The 16989-nt window shown below is 74.4% G+C and carries 17 protein-coding genes and 3 tRNA genes; 16 read left to right on the forward strand and 4 right to left on the reverse strand.

Annotated elements, in window-relative coordinates; genetic code table 11:
* Positions 1–19 precede the first annotated feature (19 nt).
* Together ABEA53_RS10865 and ABEA53_RS10870 are read left to right on the forward strand one after the other, a co-directional pair.
* Positions 20–730, forward strand: coding sequence for a helix-turn-helix transcriptional regulator (locus tag ABEA53_RS10865; protein ID WP_345481181.1), 711 nt, complete (start codon positions 20–22; stop codon positions 728–730).
* Between the two features lie 156 nt (positions 731–886).
* A complete protein-coding gene (locus tag ABEA53_RS10870) occupies positions 887–1807 on the forward strand; it encodes a bacteriorhodopsin (RefSeq protein ID WP_345481182.1) in 921 nt (306 codons plus the stop codon).
* 124 nt (positions 1808–1931) lie between these two features.
* On the opposite strand, the gene ABEA53_RS10875 is transcribed toward ABEA53_RS10870, so the two are convergent.
* From ABEA53_RS10875 to ABEA53_RS10885, 3 genes are all read right to left on the reverse strand, one after another.
* Positions 1932–2007, reverse strand: a tRNA-Phe gene (locus ABEA53_RS10875).
* Between the two features lie 26 nt (positions 2008–2033).
* Positions 2034–2107, reverse strand: a tRNA-Asp gene (locus ABEA53_RS10880).
* Positions 2108–2149: 42 nt separating this feature from the next.
* A tRNA-Glu gene (locus tag ABEA53_RS10885) sits at positions 2150–2222 on the reverse strand.
* A 215-nt stretch (positions 2223–2437) separates the two neighbouring features.
* Here ABEA53_RS10885 and ABEA53_RS10890 point away from each other — a divergent pair.
* Both ABEA53_RS10890 and ABEA53_RS10895 read left to right on the forward strand, forming a co-directional pair.
* Positions 2438–3676 (forward strand): M23 family metallopeptidase, encoded by a 1239-nt coding sequence (locus tag ABEA53_RS10890; protein WP_345481183.1) that lies wholly within the window; start codon positions 2438–2440, stop codon positions 3674–3676.
* Positions 3669–5063, forward strand: coding sequence for a C40 family peptidase (locus tag ABEA53_RS10895; RefSeq protein ID WP_345481184.1), 1395 nt, complete (start codon positions 3669–3671; stop codon positions 5061–5063). The genes ABEA53_RS10890 and ABEA53_RS10895 overlap by 8 nt, the downstream gene beginning before the upstream one ends.
* 59 nt (positions 5064–5122) lie before the next feature.
* Here ABEA53_RS10895 and ABEA53_RS10900 read toward each other — a convergent pair whose 3' ends face one another.
* Complete coding sequence (locus tag ABEA53_RS10900) at positions 5123–5623, reverse strand: inorganic diphosphatase (protein WP_345481185.1); 501 nt, start codon at positions 5621–5623, stop codon at positions 5123–5125.
* A gap of 43 nt (positions 5624–5666) precedes the next feature.
* Between ABEA53_RS10900 and tilS the strand changes: the two genes are divergently transcribed.
* The 12 genes from tilS (at position 5667) to ABEA53_RS10960 (ending at position 16873) form a co-directional block, all read left to right on the forward strand.
* Positions 5667–6647, forward strand: a complete 981-nt coding sequence (gene tilS / locus ABEA53_RS10905; protein WP_345481186.1) for a tRNA lysidine(34) synthetase TilS — start codon at positions 5667–5669, stop codon at positions 6645–6647.
* A 14-nt stretch (positions 6648–6661) separates the two neighbouring features.
* Positions 6662–7225 (forward strand): hypoxanthine phosphoribosyltransferase, encoded by a 564-nt coding sequence (hpt, locus tag ABEA53_RS10910; protein ID WP_345481188.1) that lies wholly within the window; start codon positions 6662–6664, stop codon positions 7223–7225.
* Positions 7226–7358: 133 nt separating this feature from the next.
* Positions 7359–9374 carry an ATP-dependent zinc metalloprotease FtsH gene (gene ftsH, locus ABEA53_RS10915; protein ID WP_345481189.1) on the forward strand — a complete coding sequence of 672 codons (2016 nt, stop codon included), beginning with the start codon at positions 7359–7361 and terminating at the stop codon, positions 9372–9374.
* Between the two features lie 50 nt (positions 9375–9424).
* Entirely contained in the window at positions 9425–9901 is a 477-nt protein-coding gene (locus ABEA53_RS10920; RefSeq protein ID WP_345481190.1) for a DUF3180 domain-containing protein, read from the forward strand.
* Between the two features lie 5 nt (positions 9902–9906).
* Entirely contained in the window at positions 9907–10398 is a 492-nt protein-coding gene (locus ABEA53_RS10925) for a PH domain-containing protein (RefSeq protein WP_425550626.1), read from the forward strand.
* A 4-nt stretch (positions 10399–10402) separates the two neighbouring features.
* Positions 10403–11875, forward strand: a complete 1473-nt coding sequence (locus tag ABEA53_RS10930) for a PH domain-containing protein (protein WP_345481192.1) — start codon at positions 10403–10405, stop codon at positions 11873–11875.
* Positions 11872–12576, forward strand: a complete 705-nt coding sequence (locus ABEA53_RS10935; protein ID WP_345481193.1) for a DUF2520 domain-containing protein — start codon at positions 11872–11874, stop codon at positions 12574–12576. The genes ABEA53_RS10930 and ABEA53_RS10935 overlap by 4 nt, the downstream gene beginning before the upstream one ends.
* Positions 12573–13421 carry a pantoate--beta-alanine ligase gene (gene panC / locus ABEA53_RS10940; RefSeq protein ID WP_345481194.1) on the forward strand — a complete coding sequence of 283 codons (849 nt, stop codon included), beginning with the start codon at positions 12573–12575 and terminating at the stop codon, positions 13419–13421. The genes ABEA53_RS10935 and panC overlap by 4 nt, the downstream gene beginning before the upstream one ends.
* A gap of 31 nt (positions 13422–13452) precedes the next feature.
* Positions 13453–14949 carry a lysine--tRNA ligase gene (gene lysS / locus ABEA53_RS10945; RefSeq protein WP_345481195.1) on the forward strand — a complete coding sequence of 499 codons (1497 nt, stop codon included), beginning with the start codon at positions 13453–13455 and terminating at the stop codon, positions 14947–14949.
* A 48-nt stretch (positions 14950–14997) separates the two neighbouring features.
* Positions 14998–15192 carry a hypothetical protein gene (locus tag ABEA53_RS10950; protein WP_345481197.1) on the forward strand — a complete coding sequence of 65 codons (195 nt, stop codon included), beginning with the start codon at positions 14998–15000 and terminating at the stop codon, positions 15190–15192.
* A 132-nt stretch (positions 15193–15324) separates the two neighbouring features.
* Positions 15325–15447, forward strand: a complete 123-nt coding sequence (locus tag ABEA53_RS10955; protein ID WP_345481199.1) for a hypothetical protein — start codon at positions 15325–15327, stop codon at positions 15445–15447.
* Between the two features lie 139 nt (positions 15448–15586).
* Positions 15587–16873, forward strand: a complete 1287-nt coding sequence (locus ABEA53_RS10960) for a serine hydrolase (protein WP_345481200.1) — start codon at positions 15587–15589, stop codon at positions 16871–16873.
* The last annotated feature ends 116 nt before the right edge of the window (positions 16874–16989 follow it).

Below are 16989 nucleotides of genomic sequence, written 5' to 3' on the forward strand. Positions count from 1 at the left end.
ATCCGGCAGGAGGACCCCGGTGAAGCGCGCCGAGCGGCACTACGCCCTGGTCGACCTCCTCCGCGCGGCGGACCGGCCGTGGTCCGCCTCCCGGCTCGCCGCCGAGTTCGAGGTCTCCTCCCGCACCATCGAGCGGGACGTCGTCGCGCTGCAGCACGCGGGGGTCCCCGTCTACGCGGACACGGGTGCCGCGGGCGGCTACTCGATCCTGCGCGACTACTCCCTGCCGCCGCTCGCCCTGACCGGGACCGAGTCGCTGGCCGTGCTGGCAGGACTCGCCCTGCTCGAGTCGTCGCCCTACGCGGGCGCGGCCCGTCGCGCTCGGATGAAGATCGCGGCGGTCATGGACCAGGCGCACCGCGCGCCGGTGCAGGAGCTGCTCTCGATGATGCACGTCATCGACGCGGAGGCCCCGGAGGGCGCCGTGCCGCTCGGTGCGATCGCCGAGGTGGTCGAGGCCCGGCGCGTCGTGCGGATCGAGTACCGGGGCGAGGAGCGCGACGACGCGCCGGGCGGCGGCACCACCGTCCGCGACGTCGAGACGATGGGGCTGCTCCGGGCCGGCGAGTCCTGGCTGCTGGTCGGCTGGTGCCGGCTGCGCGGCGCGATCCGGGGCTTCCGCCTGGAGCGCATCACGCGGCTCGAGGTGCTCGACGAGACCGCGCCGCACCGGGACCCCGCGATCCTCGCCGCTGATCTGGCCCGCTGGCCGACGCGCCGCCTGGGGTGAGCCGGTGCGGCATCGCGGGTGCTCCGGTCCTGGCCGGGTCCCCTCGCGCACGAGGAGTGACACGGGGCACTGGACGCCTCGGACCTCCGCGCGGCGTGCACGTACGATGACCCGGCGCCTCTGCGCGTCGGGAAGAAGGTCGACGGCGTGCACGAAATGACGGCTCCGTGGAGGACGCCGCTGACCGGGACCGAGCACGATCTCATCGCGTTCGGGATCGTGGTCGCGGGGTTCGCGCTGCTCGCGATGCTCGTCCGCACCTGGGTGACCCGCGGCGAGGTCAGCGGCCGCTACCGGCCCGCGATCGCGGCCAGCCTCGGGCTGACCACCGTCGCTGCGCTGTCCTACGTGCTCATCTACTTCCAGTTCGACGGCGCCTACAGCTGGAACGGGTCGGTCTGGGTCCCGGGGATCCGTGCCGCCTCGGCGTGGTCGACGCGGTACCTGGACTGGGCCGTCTCGGTGCCGCTGCTCGTCGTCGAGCTGATCGCGGTGAGCAACCTGCAGGGCGCCGCGATGAAGCGCACGCGCAGCATCGCGGTCGTCGCGGCCTTCCTCATGATCGCCACCGGGTACCTCGGCGGCGTCGCGATCGGCGGCGGGGAGGACCGCACCGCCCTGCTGGTGTGGGGCGTCGTCAGCTCGGCGTTCTTCGTCGTCGTCTACGTCCTGGTGCTGAGGACCGTGCTCGCGTCGCTGCCGGCGCTGCCCTCGGCGGCGCGGCCGCCGTACCGGGCGGCCATGCTCGTGCTGATGATCACGTGGTTCGTCTACCCCGTCGTCTACGGGTTGCAGGGCATGACCTCGGGCGGCGGCTGGGCGGTGACCGGTCAGCTGCTGCTCTGCGCGGCGGACGTGGTCGCGAAGGTCGGATTCGGCGTCCTGCTGCACAGGGTCGCGAAGCTGCGCACCGCGTTCGACGTGCAGACCGGGATCGACACCCATCCCGAGACGATCTGGATCGACCGGATGCGGCAGTCGGACGCGCTGCTGCCGGCATCGAGCGACCGTGAAGCCTTGCGCGCGGAGGTGGAGGCGGCGGAGCTGCGCCGCGCGGAGGAGCGATCGGGCGGCTGACGGAGGAGAGGCCGCGCTCGCCGTGGCCGCCCGCGCAGGACGTCGGCGATCAGGAGGTCGCGCTGCCGGGAGCGCAGGCCGGCCCGGGAACGAGAAAACCCCCGGGGAGACCCGGGGGTTTCGCTGGTGGCTCCGACCGGCGTCGATCCGGTGACCTTTCGATTTTCAGTCGAACGCTCTACCAACTGAGCTACAGAGCCGAGGGACGGCTCGCGCCGCGCCTTCGCGACCCTGACCGGACTTGAACCGGCGACCTCCGCCGTGACAGGGCGGCGCGCTAACCAACTGCGCTACAGGGCCAAACTGGTGAAACCGTTCCGGTGAGTCGACCCGTCGGGATCGTGACCCCAACGGGATTCGAACCCGTGCTACCGCCGTGAAAGGGCGACGTCCTAGGCCGCTAAACGATGGGGCCGGATTCCCCCGTTGCCGGGCTCACCGATCGGAAAGCATACGTGATCCGCGGGCGAAGGCGAAACCGGACGCGCGCGGAGCTGGAACGCGGGGTCCGGGGGAGGGGTGGGACCGCGCCACGCGGCGGCGCCTGCCCGGGGAACCGCGGGCGCCGGGTTAGCCTGCCGCTTCGGCCGCGGGGCCCGACGGCCGCGGCGTGCTCGCGGCGACCAGGAGGTGTGCACCCTGTCCTCCCTCTCGCACCAGCAGCGCCGGGCGTACACCCGCCGCGGACTGCTCGCCCTCGGCGCCGCCGGCGTGGTGACCGCGGTCGCCGTGCCGATGTCGGCCGAGGCCGCCGGCTACCCGAGCTGGAAGGACGTGCTCGCCGCCCGCGGGAACGTCAAGAAGAAGCGCGAGGAGATCGCGACGCTGCAGGGGCTGCTCGCGAAGTCGCAGGCCGCGGCCGAGCGCGCGCAGAAGATCGCCGAGCAGCGCGGCACCGAGTACCAGGCCGCGCAGGCCCGGGTCGAGTCGGCCGATCAGCACCTCCGGACGATCGAGAAGCAGGTCGCGGCCGACGAGGAGCGCGCCGCGCAGGCGAAGCAGCGGGCGGGCCAGCTCGCGGCGCAGCTCTCCCGCACCGGCGGGGCGGACGTCGAGACGAGCCTGCTGCTGTCGGGCACGGACGCGAGCGCCTCCGACTTCCTCGCCCGCCTCGGCCGGCTCTCGAAGCTCACCGAGTCGAACGGCGCGATCGCCGACGAGGCGGCCGCGGCGAAGAACGCCGCCGCCGCCACGCAGGCCCAGATGCAGGAGGTGAAGGACCAGCTCGTCGGGCTCAAGGAGAAGGCGCGCATCGCCCTCCAGGCCGCGGTGCAGGCGAGCGAGCAGGCGAACGCGCAGGTGCAGCGCGAGCAGGCCCAGCAGGTGGAGCTGCAGGCGCGGCTCGACGCGCTGCAGGCGACCTCCGACTCCGTCGCGCGCCGCTTCCAGGCCGGCGTCGCCGCGCGGAAGGCCGCGCAGACCTCGGCGGGCGGCGCGGCGTCGGTCAACGGCGCCGGGTGGTCGCGGCCGTGCGGGCCGGGGCCGATCACCGGCGTGTTCGGTCCGCGCCCCGACCAGCCCGCCGGTGCGAACCTCTTCCACCGCGGCACCGACATCGCCGCCGGGTTCGGCACCCCGATCTACGCCGCGCACGCGGGCACCGTGTCCTACGCGGGCTGGTTCGGCACCTACGGGTACTGGATCGAGATCGACGACGGCGACGGAATCCAGACCGGCTACGCGCACATCCGGCCGGGCGGCATCTTCGTCCGGGTCGGCCAGCGCGTGAGCGCGGGGCAGAACATCGCGTCCGTCGGCTCGACCGGCGCCGCGACCGGCCCGCACCTGCACTTCGAGGTCCGCCTCCACGAGGTCGCGGTGAACGCGCAGCCGTTCATGGCCGCGAGGGGGATCGTCCTCGGTGGCTGACACGCCTCGGCGGCGGCGGGACGGCGCGCGGCTGGTCGGCGCCGTGACGCTCGGCGCCGTCACCGCCACGCTCGTCGCCGCGCCCGCCGTGGCGGACGACCCGCAGTACCCGAGCTGGGGCGACGTGCAGCGCGCGAAGGCGGACCGCTCGGCGGCCGAGACGGAGTCGGCGCGCATCACCGCCCTGCTCGGCGGCCTGCAGGACAAGGCGGACGCGGCCGGTCGCACGGCGGCGATCGCCGCGGAGCGCTTCCATCGCGCGAAGCTCGCCGAGGACGCCGCGCGCGACCGGCACCGCGCGCTCGCCGCGCAGGCGGACACCGCCGCCGCGACGGCGCGCACCTCCCGCATGCGGGCAGGCCTCCTCGCCGCCTCCGTGGCCCGCGGCGGCGGCACGGACCTGCAGCTGATGCTCGACGCCGGCGGCGCGACCGACTTCCTGCACCGGCTCGCGACCGTGTCGCAGCTGTCCGCGCAGTCGCAGGAGATCACGCGACGGGCGCTGGCCGACCAGAACGAGGCGACGGCCCTCGGCGAGCAGGCGGACGCCGCTGCGGACCTCCTCGCGCGCAGCGCGGCGGCGGCGAAGACCGCGCTGGACGGGGCCCAGCAGGCGGCCGCCGTCGCGGCGACCGCGGTGGGCGCCGAGCAGCAGCACGCCGACCGGCTCGTGTCCCAGCTGGCGGAGCTGCGCGGCACCTCCAAGCGCGTGGCGGCGCAGTACGCGGCGGGCGTCCGGGCGGAGCAGGCGCAGGGCCGGGCGGCCGACGCCGGCCCGGGCGAGCCGCAGGAGCCAGCGGCGCCGACGACGGCCTCAGGAGGCGGCTCGAGCAGCGCTCCGGCCGCCGCGCCTCCTCCGTCCCGCCCGACCTCCTCGTCGCGCCCGACGCCCTCCGCGTCGCCCCGCCCGCCGGCCGCGTCGCCGCCGAGCGCAGCGCCGGCCCCGGTCGAGCCGGCGCGGCCCGCACCCGCGCCGCGTCCCGTCGGCGAGCCGAACTCGGCGCAGGCGGCCAGCGCGGTCGCCTTCGCCCGCGACCAGATCGGCGACCCCTACCGGTTCGCCGGCGCGGGCCCCGACAGCTGGGACTGCAGCGGGCTGACGATGCAGGCCTACTCGTCGGTCGGCATCGGCATCGGCGGGCACTCCGCGACCGCTCAGTACGCGCTGGCGCGGTCGCAGGGCAAGCTCGTCCCGTACGCGCAGGTGCGCGTCGGCGACCTGATCTTCTACACGGACGGCGGCGGCGACATGTACCACGTCGCGCTCTACTCCGGCGGCGGCATGATGATCGAGGCGCCCTACCCGGGCGTCCCGGTGCGCGAGGTGCCCGTGCGGGCGGGCGACCGCGTGTCGCAGGTCGCGCGCCCGACCGCCACCGCCTCCTGATCCGCTCCCGGAGGGGATCCGGCTGCCGGCGGCGGCCTGATCCCCCTCCGGGATGGAGATCAGGAGTGGTCGGCGCCCGCGTCCTGCAGGCGGGTGAAGCCGTCCTTGACGATCTGCTCGGCCTCGGCGGCGTCGCCCCAGCCCTCGATGTTCACGAACTTGCCGGGCTCGAGGTCCTTGTAGCGGCGGAAGAAGTGCTCGATCTCGTTCCGGGTCTGCTCCGGCACGTCGGCGATGTCCTGGATGTGCTGCCAGCGCGGGTCCTTGTGCGGGACCACGACGACCTTCGCGTCCGAGCCGGCCTCGTCGCTCATGTTCAGCACGCCGACGGGGCGGACCTTCACGCCGACGCCGGGGAAGGCGGGGTACTCGAGCAGCACGAGGGCGTCCACCGGGTCGCCGTCGAGGCCGAGGGTGTTCTCGAAGAAGCCGTAGTCCGTCGGGTAGACGAAGGAGGTGAAGAGCACGCGGTCCAGGTACACCCGGCCCGTCACGTGGTCGACCTCGTACTTGTTGCGGCTCCCCTTGGGGATCTCGATGATCACGTCGTACGCGGCCATGTGCGCTCGTCCTCTCTGGCTGAAGCGGCCATAACGTTAGCGAATGCCCGATCGGCCACGCCTGACGCCGGCCGTCGCCGCGACCCGCAGCGCGGTGCGGGACGCGCTGCCCCTGCTCGGCGGCGCACCGGCGCTCGTCGGGCTCTCCGGCGGCCCGGACTCCCTGGCGCTCGCGGCGGCGGCGGCGTTCGAGGGCTCCCGGGCGGGCGTCCGCATCGGCGCGGTCGTCGTCGACCACGGCATGCAGGAGGGGTCGGCCGGGGTCGCCGACCGGGCCGCCGCAGCGGCGCGGGCGCTCGGGCTCGACCCGGTGCTGGTCCGCCGCGTGCGGGTGGAGGGGCCCGGCGGGCCGGAGGCGGCCGCGCGCACCGCCCGGTACGCCGCGTTCGCGGAGGCGATGCGGGAGACCGGCGCCGCACGCGTGCTGCTCGGGCACACGCTCGACGACCAGGCCGAGACCGTGCTGCTGGGCCTGGGCCGGGGATCGGGGCCCGACGCGATCGCGGGGATGCGCCGGGACGCGCCGCCCTACCTCCGCCCCCTCCTCGCCCTGCGCCGGGCCGAGACGGTCGCCGCCTGCGCCGACCAGGGCCTCGAGCCCTGGCACGACCCGATGAACGCCGTCGACCGGCATCCCCGGGTGCGGCTGCGCACCACGGCGCTGCCCGCGCTCGAGGCGGCGATCGGCCCGGGGGTCGCGGAGGCGCTCGCCCGCACGGCCGACCAGGTGCAGGAGGACGCGGAGGCGCTCGACGCGCTCGCCGCCGAGCTGGCGCCCGATCTGGCGGAGCTGGCCGAGGGCGGGATCGCGCTGCCGGTGGCCGCGCTCGCCGCCAACCCGCCCGCCGTCGTGCACCGGCTGATCCGCCTGGCGGTCGAGGACGAGTTCGGCCGCACGCTCAGCCGGGCGCAGACGCTGGCGGTCGCCCGCCTGGTCTTCGACTGGCACGGGCAGGGAGGCGTCGACCTGCCCGGCGTTAGGGTGGTCCGCGCCGGCGGCCGGCTGGAGTTCACCGGCGCCTGAGGGGGAGGGCCGCCGTGGATTCCGACGACATCCGGGGAGACCTCGCGAAGGTCCTGCTGCCCGAGCAGCGGATCCGCGAGCGCATCGCCGAGCTGTGCCGCGAGATCGAGGCCGCCGACGCCGCGGCCTCCGACGGCACGCCGCTGCTGCTCGTGGGCGTGCTGAAGGGCGCCGTCATGGTCATGGCGGACCTGGCTCGCGAGCTGCGCGTCCCCGTGCAGATGGACTGGATGGCCGTCAGCTCCTACGGCTCCAGCACGCGTTCCTCGGGCGTCGTGCGCATCCTCAAGGACCTCGACACCGAGCTGGCGGGGCGGCGCGTGCTGATCGTCGAGGACATCCTCGACTCGGGCCTCACCCTGTCCTGGCTGGTCGAGAACCTGCGCTCCCGCGGGCCGGCGAGCGTCGAGGTGTGCACCCTCCTGCGCAAGCCGGAGGCGGTGAAGATCCGCGTCGACGTGCAGTACTGCGGCTTCGACATCCCGAACGAGTTCGTCATCGGCTACGGCCTCGACTACGCCGAGCGGTACCGCAACCTGCGCGACGTCGCGGTGCTCGCCCCGCACGTGTACGAGTAGGGCGCCGCGAGGGCGATCCGGCCCCCGCAGCCTGTGCCCGGGCCAAGAGGGTCCTGAGCGCAGGGATCGCAGCGTCCCCCTGCGGCGAACAGCCGCCTGAGGCCCCGCATCAGGGCGTTACCCTGAGCGGACTATGGACCTCAAGCGCATCTTCCGCGGTCCCCTCGTCTACATCGTCATCGCGATCGTGGTCGTGTGGGTGGGCAGCAGCCTGCTCACCGGTACCGGGTTCCGTTCCGTGTCGACCGAGCAGGGTCTCAAGTACCTCAACGACGGCGCCGTCAAGACCGCGAAGATCGTCGACACGGACAACCGCGTCGACCTCGTGCTGAACAAGGCGGCCGACAACAACGGCACGCAGGTGCAGTTCAACTTCGTGACCGCCCGCGGCGAGCAGATCGTGGACGCGGTCAACGCGGCCGGCAACAAGGGCACGGAGTGGACCGACGAGGTCCCGCAGCCCAACTGGCTGCTGTCGATCGGCTCGATCCTGCTGCCGTTCCTCATCATCGGCATCATCTTCTGGTTCCTCATGTCGTCCATGCAGGGCGGCGGCAACCGGGTGATGCAGTTCGGCAAGTCCCGCGCGAAGCTCGTGTCGAAGGAGACCCCGAAGGTCACGTTCAACGACGTGGCCGGGTCCGACGAGGCCATCGAGGAGCTCGGCGAGATCAAGGACTTCCTGAAGGAGCCGGCGAAGTTCCAGGCCGTCGGCGCCCGCATCCCGAAGGGCGTGCTGCTGTACGGCCCTCCGGGGACCGGCAAGACCCTGCTCGCCCGCGCGGTCGCGGGTGAGGCGGGCGTGCCGTTCTACTCGATCTCCGGCTCGGACTTCGTGGAGATGTTCGTCGGCGTCGGCGCCTCCCGCGTCCGCGACCTGTTCGACCAGGCCAAGCAGAACGCGCCGGCCATCATCTTCGTCGACGAGATCGACGCGGTCGGCCGTCACCGCGGCGCCGGCATGGGCGGCGGGCACGACGAGCGCGAGCAGACGCTGAACCAGCTGCTGGTCGAGATGGACGGCTTCGACGTCAAGACGAACGTCATCCTGATCGCCGCGACGAACCGCCCCGACATCCTCGACCCGGCGCTGCTGCGCCCGGGCCGCTTCGACCGGCAGATCGGCGTCGACGCCCCGGACCTCAAGGGCCGCCAGCAGATCCTCACCGTGCACTCCAAGGGCAAGCCCCTCGCCGCCGGCGTCGACCTGGAGATCCTCGCCCGCAAGACGCCGGGCTTCACCGGTGCCGACCTGGCGAACGTGCTCAACGAGGCCGCGCTGCTCACCGCGCGCAGCAACGCGCAGCTGATCGACAACCGCGCGCTCGACGAGGCCGTGGACCGCGTCATCGGGGGTCCGCAGCGCCGCAGCCGGGTGATGAAGGACCAGGAGAAGCTCATCACCGCGTACCACGAGGGCGGCCACGCCCTGGTGGCGGCGAGCCTGAACCACACGGACCCGGTGACGAAGGTCACGATCCTGCCCCGCGGCCGCGCGCTCGGCTACACGATGGTGCTGCCCCTCGAGGACAAGTACTCCGTCACCCGCAACGAGCTGCTCGACCAGCTCGCCTACGCGATGGGGGGCCGCGTGGCGGAGGAGGTCGTGTTCCACGACCCCACCTCCGGCGCCTCGAACGACATCGAGAAGGCGACCGCCACCGCGAAGCGCATGGTCACCGAGTTCGGCATGAGCGCCCTCATCGGCTCGGTCAAGCTCGGCGCCGCCTCCGGGGAGATGTTCCTCGGCCGCGACATGGGCCACAGCCGCGACTACTCCGACGAGCTCGCCGAGCAGGTCGACAAGGAGGTGCGCAACCTCATCGAGGCGGCGCACGACGAGGCGTACCAGCTCGTGCTCGAGAACCGCGCGGTCCTCGACCGGCTCGCCACGGCCCTGCTGGAGAAGGAGACGCTCGACCAGAACGAGCTCGCCGAGATCTTCAAGGACGTGAACAAGCTGCCGCCGCGTCCGCAGTGGCTGTCGAGCGACCGCCGACCCGTGTCCGACCTGCCCGCGGTCGCGATGCCGAAGCCGCAGGCGCCGATCGACCCCGGAGCGGTCGACGGCGGCATCGACTCGGACGGCAGCGGGGCCCCGGCGCGCAAGCGCAGCCCGCGCATCAAGCCGCGTCCCGCCACCGCCTGATGGCGGTGCCGGGCGCGGCCCTCGAGCCCGGCACCGGGGGCTGAGCGGCCGTGAAGCGGACCAGCCCCCTCGCGCTCGTGGGCATCGCGGTGGCGGGCGCGGTGATCGGATGGCTGCTGCAGGTCGGCCTCGTCGCCGGCGGCTCGCCGTCCCTCATCCCGCCCGCGACGCTGTACTCGGTGCTCTTCATCCTCGCCTTCGGCCTGCTGCTGCTCGGGCGGCCCGTGCGGCGCCTCGTGCGCGGCACGGCGCGGCGTCGGGTCGATCCGTTCTTCGCGATGCGCGTGCTCGTGCTCGCCAAGGCCTCGAGCCTCACCGGGGCGCTGCTCGTCGGCGCCGCGGCCGCCCTGGTCGTCTGGACCGTCACCCGCGTCACCGGGGTCGCGACGCCCGGGTTCTGGCCGGACGTGCTGACCGGCGTCGGTGCGCTGGTGCTCGGCGTCGCCGGCCTGATCGTCGAGTCCTGGTGCCGCATCCCGCCCGAGGACCGCGCCGAGCAGCCCGGCCGCTCGGTGGAGACGCGATGACCGTCCTGCCGCCCCGGGCGCTCGACGCAGGCATCGCGGGCTGGCGCGGGGTCTCGCACCGGCTCGTCTGGGTGGACGTCGCCGCCGTGCTGATGTCCGCGCTGTTCGGCGCCGTCGTCGGCGTCGTGCTGCTGCTGCTCGTCCCCGGGTACTGGCTCGGGGCGGTGGTGCTCGCGGTGGTGGTGGTGTCGACGGTCGTCCGACTCGTGATCGCGCCCCGGCGGGTCCGCGCGATCGGCTGGATCCTGCGGGAGGACGACCTCGTCGTCCGCCGGGGGATCCTGCTGTCCCGGCTGGTCGCGGTGCCCTACGGCCGCATGCAGCTGGTCGACGTGAACCGCGGACCGGTCGCCCGCCTCCTCGGCCTCGCCGAGCTGCGGCTCGTGACCGCGGCGGCCACCTCCGACGTGACGCTGCCCGGGCTGCCGGAGCAGGAGGCGGCCGAGCTCCGCGACGCGCTCGTGGCGCGGGCGGAGGAGCGCCGCGTGGGACTGTAGGTCCATGACGACCCCGGCCGCGCCGCCGCGGAGCCGCTACGTCGACGGGCTGTGGCACCGCCTCCACCCGGCGACCCCGCTGCTGCGGGGCGGCATCGGCCTCGTCGCCGTGCTGCTCTACGTCGCCAGCACGTTCCGCGAGCGGCTGGTCGGTCTGCTGTTCGGCCTGCCCGACGTGGGCGGCGACCCGGTCGACGAGATCGGCCGGCACCACCTGGTCGGCCCGGCGACCCTGATCGTGCTCGCCGTGCTGCTCATCGGCGTCGGCCTGTTCTGGTTGTCCTGGCGCACCAGCGAGTTCCGCATCGACGGCTCCGCCGTCACGGTGAAGTACGGCGTGCTGCTGCGCCGCACCCGCACGGCCCAGCTGGACCGGGTGCAGGGGGTCACGATCGCCCGCCCGCTGCTCGCGCGCATCCTCGGCGCAGCCCGGGTCGAGCTCGACGTCGCGGGCCAGAACGCCAACGTCCGCCTCGAGTACCTGGCGAACGCCGCCGCCGAGGACCTCCGGCGCGACGTGCTGCTGCTCGCCTCCGGTCGCCGCGAGCGGGAGGGGGAGCCGCCGACCGCGGAGGTGGCCGTGCTGACCGAGACGGGCACGCCGGTGCTCACGGTCACCCCCGGCCGGGCCATCGGGTCCGTGCTGCTGTCGGAGACGGTGGTGGTGCTCGTCGTGCTGGCCGCGGTCGTGCTGCCGGTCTCCGTCGCGCTCGGCGCCGGCGTCCCCGCGACCGCCTCCTTCGTGCCGCTGATGATCGGTTCGATCACCGTGCTGGTCCGCCGCATCGGCCGGAACCTCCGCTTCGCCGTCGTGTCGACCCCCGACGGCGTGCGCATCGCGAGCGGCCTCGTCAGCACCAGCACGGAGGCGCTGCCGCCGGGCCGGGTGCACGCGCTGCGCATCGAGCAGCCGCTGCTCTGGCGCCCCGCCGGCTGGTGGCGCGTGTCGGTGAACCGCGCGGGCCACGCCGCCGGCCGCCGCAACGCGGAGGCCGAGCGCTCTCTCGCTCCCGTCGCCACCACCGCGGAGGTGCTCGCGCTGCTGCCGCTGCTCGTGCCCGACCTCGGCGACCGCCGCGAGCTGGTGCTCGCGGGCCTCGTCGGGCGGGGCGACGGGGAGGACTTCACCACGGCGCCGAAGCGGGCCCGCTGGCTGCGCCCGCTCGCCTGGCGCCGGACCGGCTTCCGCATGACCGACGCGTCGGTGCTCGCGCGTTCGGGCTGGCTGCACCGCGAGCTCGTGGTGGTGCCCGACGCCCGGATGCAGAGCGTCTCCCTCCGGCAGGGACCGCTGCAGCGCCTGCTGCGCGTCGCGACCGTGCACCCGCACGTCGTCACCGGGCCCGTGAACACGCGGCTCGGGCTGATCGACGTCGACCGCGCGGAGCAGCTGTTCACGGAGCTGGCGCTCGTGGGCGTCGGGGCCCGCCGCACCGACGTCTCCCACCGCTGGGGCGACGTGGAGCCCCGCCCGTGAGGCCCGCCGGCCGCCTCGGCGTCGGCGTGATCGGCGCGGGGCGCGTCGGACCCGTGATCGGCGCGGCCCTCGCCGGGGCCGGGCACGCGCTCGTCGGCATCACCGCGGTCTCGCAGGAGAGCCGCGACCGCGCGGACGCGATGCTGCCCGGCGTGCCGGTGCTCGCGATCCCCGACCTCGTGGAGCGCAGCGAGCTCGTGGTCGTCGCGGTGCCGGACGCCGAGCTGCCGGGGCTCGTGGAGGGGCTCGCGGAGGCGGGGGTCTGGGTCGCCGGGCAGCTCGTCGTGCACACGTCGCCCCGGTACGGCACCGAGGTGCTGCTGCCCGCCGTGCGCCGCGGGGCGATCCCCGTGTCGCTCGCCCCGGCGATGGCCTTCACCGGCACGAGCGTCGACCTGGTCCGCCTCCGGGAGGCCCGCTGCGCCGTCACCGCGCCGGCCCCGGTGCTGCCGATCGGGCAGGCGCTGGCGGTCGAGATGGGCTGCGAGCCCGTCGTCGTCGCGGAGGAGGACCGGGCGGCGTGGGCCGCGGCGCTCGACGACGCGATCGAGCCCCTCGACCGCGCGATGCGGGCCGCCGCGGCGCGGCTCGTGCGCCTGGGCGTCGACGACCCCGACGCCGTGCTCGGGCCGGTCGCCCGCTCGGCGCTCGAGCGGGCGCTGCTGCGCGCCCGTCGCCCTGGACGAGGAGACGAGCCGTGACCAGCACCATCACCACCATCGACGGGGTGCGGCGCACGGTCGCGGCCGCGAAGGCGGAGGGGAGGCGCGTCGCGCTCGTGCCCACCATGGGCGCCCTCCACGACGGGCACCTCGCGCTCGTCGCGCGGGCCCGAGAGGTCGCGGACCTCGTCGTCGTCTCCGTGTTCGTGAACCCGCTGCAGTTCGGGCCGAAGGAGGACTTCGCCCGCTACCCGCGGGACCTCGACGCGGACCTCGCGCTGCTCGACGCGGCCGGTGCCGACGTGCTGTTCGCGCCCGACGCCGCGGAGCTGCTGCCGGAAGGACGCACGAGCACGCGCGTCGTCGCCGGCCCCGTCGGCGGGACGCTGGAGGGGCGGATCCGGCCCGGGCACTTCGACGGCGTGCTGACGATCGTGCTCAAGCTGCTCAACGCGGTCGGCCCGGACACGGCGGTGTTCGGGCAGAAGGACGCGCAGCAGGTGTTCCTCGTGGCGCAGATGATCCGCGACCTCGACGTGCCCGTGGCGCTCGACGTGGTGGCCACGGTGCGCGAGGCCGACGGGCTCGCGCGGTCCAGCCGCAACGCCTACCTGGCGCCCGGCGAGCGCGTGCTCGCCCGCGCGGTACCGGCGGCGCTCGACGCCGCGGAGTCGTCGGCCGACCAGGACGTCGACGCCATGGTCGCGGCCGCCCAGGGCGCGCTCGCGGGCGAGGACGGCGCGGATCTCGAGTACCTCGCGGTGGTCGACCCCGCCACGTTCCGGCCGGTCGACGACGGGTATCGTGGCCGTGCCCTCGTGCTCGTCGCCGCCCGGGTCGGCGGAACGCGTCTGATCGACAATCGCTTCGTCCATCTCGGCTGACGGGCGACCGCGACCGATCCTGGAGCACCGCATGGCCGACGCCGATGGCGATGACCGCACCGCCGACGACACGAACGAGCAGCGCGAGGTCCGGCTCGCGAAGCGCGCCCGGCTGATCGAGCGCGGCGAGCAGGCCTACCCGGTCGGCGTGCCCGTGACCGACACGATCGCCGCGGTCCGCGAGCGCTTCGCCGACCTCGAGACGGACGTCGCGACCGGCGAGACCGTCGGCCTGGCCGGCCGCATCGTGCACCTCCGCAACACGGGCAAGCTCTGCTTCGCGGCGCTGCAGGCCGGCGACGGCAGCCGGATCCAGGCCATGGTGAGCCTGGCGCAGGTGGGGGAGGAGTCCCTCGCCGACTGGAAGGGCGTCGTGGACCTCGGCGACCAGCTGTTCGTGCGGGGCGAGGTCATCACCTCCCGCCGCGGCGAGCTCTCGGTCATGGTGCACGAATGGCGCGTCGCCGCCAAGGCGCTGCTGCCCCTGCCGAACCTGCACACCGAGCTGTCGGAGGAGACGCGGGTCCGCAGCCGCTACCTCGACCTCATCGCCCGCCCCGCGGCCCGGCGCATGGTGCTCACGCGCGCCGCCGCCGTCGCCTCCATGCGCGCCACGTTCGCCGAGCGCGGCTACATCGAGCTGGAGACCCCGATGCTGCAGACGCAGCACGGCGGCGCCTCCGCCCGCCCGTTCGTGACGCACTCGAACGCGTTCGACACCGACCTGTTCCTCCGCATCGCACCGGAGCTGTTCCTGAAGCGCGCGGTCGTCGGCGGCCTCGAGCGGGTCTTCGAGATCAACCGCAACTTCCGCAACGAGGGCGCGGACTCCACGCACTCGCCCGAGTTCGCGATGCTCGAGTCCTACGAGACCTACTCCGACTACCACGGCATCGCCGACCTGGTGCAGGACCTCGTGCAGCACGCCGCGCTCGCGGTCGGCGGCTCGACGACCGTGACCTGGACCGACGGCACCGAGTTCGACCTCGGCGGGCAGTGGGACCGCATCTCGATGTACCCGTCGCTGTCGGCGGCCGCCGGCGTGGAGATCACGCCGGAGACGCCCACGGAGGAGCTCGTCGCCCTCGCGGACCGCCTCGAGATCGAGGTCGCGCACCCGATCCGCGGCAAGTACGTCGAGGAGCTCTGGGAGCACTTCGTGAAGCCGGGCCTGCAGCGGCCCACGTTCGTCATGGACTTCCCCGTCGACACCTCGCCGCTCGTGCGCGACCACCGCACGATCCCCGGCGTCGTCGAGAAGTTCGACCTGTACGTGCGCGGCTTCGAGCTCGCGACCGGCTACTCCGAGCTCACCGACCCGATCATCCAGCGGCAGCGCTTCGTCGAGCAGGCGCTGCTCGCCTCCGGCGGCGACCCGGAGGCGATGCGGCTCGACGAGGACTTCCTCCGCGCCCTCGAGTTCGGCATGCCGCCGACCGGCGGGCTGGGCATGGGCGTCGACCGGCTGCTGATGGCCCTCACGGGCGAGGGCATCCGCGAGACGATCCTGTTCCCGCTCGTCAAGTAGGGCGCCGCTCCGCACGGCGGCTCCCCGCCGGGGGCGTACCCTCGCCGTGTGGGAGCGATCGGCGGCTGGGACGAGGGCCTGTGGGCGATCGTGCCCACCATCGCCGTCTCGCTGGTGTTCTGGTTCGTGATGCGCGCGATCCTGCGCTCCGACCGCACCGAGCGCGAGGCGCAGGCCCGCATCGAGGCCCAGGAGGACGCCCGCCTCCTCGCCGAGGCCGAGCGCGACGCCCACCGGGGCTGACCCGCCCCTCCGCGGCGCTCCTCCTCCTTCGGGCGTCACCCCGTCGAGCGGCACCCCACGGCGTCGCACCCCCTCGCGTCGCACCTCGACTGGGATCGTGCGTCCCCCGCCGCCGGCCGCGATGCTCGTTCCATGGCCGCCGCGCGGGGTGAGCGGCCGGAAGGGGACATCGTGCGCAAGGCCGTCTTCAACGCCTACCTGAGCTGGCTGCTGGTCTTCGGCGGCTCCGGCACCCTCCTCCGCCGCGTCGCCTGACCCGCCGACGAGGCCCCGGGCACCCGGTCGGGGCTCACCCGGACTGGGCTGATGTCGCTCGGTGCGGCCGCATGCGCCAGGCGGCATGCTCCTTCTCGGCAGCCGGTTCGGGGGAACCCGGCGGCCGACGGGGGACACGATGCGCATCGCGCTGACAGGTGGGGTCCTCGCCGTGGCGCTGACGCTCGGCGGGGTCGCACCGGCACAGGCGGTCGGAGCGGGCTCGACGGCGCCCGCTCCGATCGCGGTGCAGGGCACGTACCGGGACGGCGCGACGCTGCGCATCGACGCGGGCCGGATCGACTGGGGCGGCACCGCCTCCGGCGCCTCGGTGCAGTGGATGCGCGACGGCAGGACGATCGCCGGCGGCACGGACGAGCGGCTGCGCCTCGCCGCGTCCGACGTGGGGCACCGCGTGACCGCGACGGTCAGCGCGACGGTCGGCGGCCAGCAGGTCGTTGCGGCATCGGAGCCCGCGACCGTGCAGCCCGGCGCGACCTCCGAGCGGCGCCTCCGCGCGTCGCTCGCCGCGCTGCTGAAGCGGCTGCCCGGCCGCTACACCGTCGAGGCGCGCGAGCTCGACGGCGGCGCCCGCCTCGTGCGGATCGATGCGGCGGAGCACCGCGAGCCGGCCTCGATCTTCAAGCTCTTCGTCGCCTACGGCGTCTTCACGCGCATCGACCAGGGCACGCTCTCCTACGACAGCCGGCTCGCCTCCGGCCTCACGGTGCGCGCCTGCCTCCGCGCGATGATCGAGCCGTCGGACAACTACTGCGCGACCGACCTGCGGCAGCGCGTCGGCACCGCATGGCTGAACCGGCTGCTGCACGGCCACGGCTTCACCGGCACCACCTTCTGGTACGACGGGCACCGCACGAAGACCACGACGACCGCCGACGTCGCGCGGGTGCTGACCCGGCTCGCCCGCGGGCAGCTCGTGTCGAAGGCGTCGAGCGCGCGGTTCCTGCGCCTGCTCGAGACGCAGGTGTGGCGGGAGGCGATCCCGCCCGGGCTGCCGGACGGCGTGCGCCAGGCGTCGAAGCCGGGCACGCTCTGGACGAGGACGGGGATCGTGCAGACCGACTCCGCGGTCGTGTGGGGCCCGCGCAGCCGGTACGTGCTCGTCGTGATGGGGTCGAACGGCGCGACGACGCACGCCATCACCCGGATCTCGAAGGCGGTCTACCGGGAGCTCGAGGGCGCGGGCCGCGCGCCCTTCGTGTACGACCGGCAGCAGATGCGGGCGACGGGGAGGCTGGTGCTCACCGTCGCGGCGTCCCGGTCCTCCCGCGTGCTCGGCACCTACCGCGCCGGCACGAAGGTGGAGGTGATCGACAGCAGGCGCACGCGGTACCTCGTCCGCATCGCGGGGCGCACCGGGTGGATCGACAACGCGCACCTCGTGCTGCGGCACCCGATCCTGTGACGCGCCCGGCCGGTGCCCGCGGTGCGGCCGCGACGCGGGGTAAGCCCCAGGCGAACAGGCGCCTGGCACCGGCGGGGTGCGCCGTAGCCTCGTTGTGACGCCGGCGGGACACCGTC

This window comes from Amnibacterium soli (genome assembly GCF_039544415.1).
In the GTDB taxonomy this organism is placed as follows: domain Bacteria; phylum Actinomycetota; class Actinomycetes; order Actinomycetales; family Microbacteriaceae; genus Amnibacterium; species Amnibacterium soli.

Bases quoted from the DNA above. Each gene is read 5' to 3' on its own strand.
- ABEA53_RS10955 (WP_345481199.1), top strand. From the start codon at position 15,325: ATGGCCGCCGCGCGGGGTGAGCGGCCGGAAGGGGACATCGTGCGCAAG.
- tilS (WP_345481186.1), top strand. From the start codon at position 5,667: ATGCCCGATCGGCCACGCCTGACGCCGGCCGTCGCCGCGACCCGCAGC.
- lysS (WP_345481195.1), top strand. From the start codon at position 13,453: ATGGCCGACGCCGATGGCGATGACCGCACCGCCGACGACACGAACGAG.
- ABEA53_RS10870 (WP_345481182.1), top strand. From the start codon at position 887: ATGACGGCTCCGTGGAGGACGCCGCTGACCGGGACCGAGCACGATCTC.
- ABEA53_RS10900 (WP_345481185.1), bottom strand. From the start codon at position 5,623: ATGGCCGCGTACGACGTGATCATCGAGATCCCCAAGGGGAGCCGCAAC.
- ftsH (WP_345481189.1), top strand. From the start codon at position 7,359: ATGGACCTCAAGCGCATCTTCCGCGGTCCCCTCGTCTACATCGTCATC.
- ABEA53_RS10960 (WP_345481200.1), top strand. From the start codon at position 15,587: ATGCGCATCGCGCTGACAGGTGGGGTCCTCGCCGTGGCGCTGACGCTC.
- ABEA53_RS10930 (WP_345481192.1), top strand. From the start codon at position 10,403: ATGACGACCCCGGCCGCGCCGCCGCGGAGCCGCTACGTCGACGGGCTG.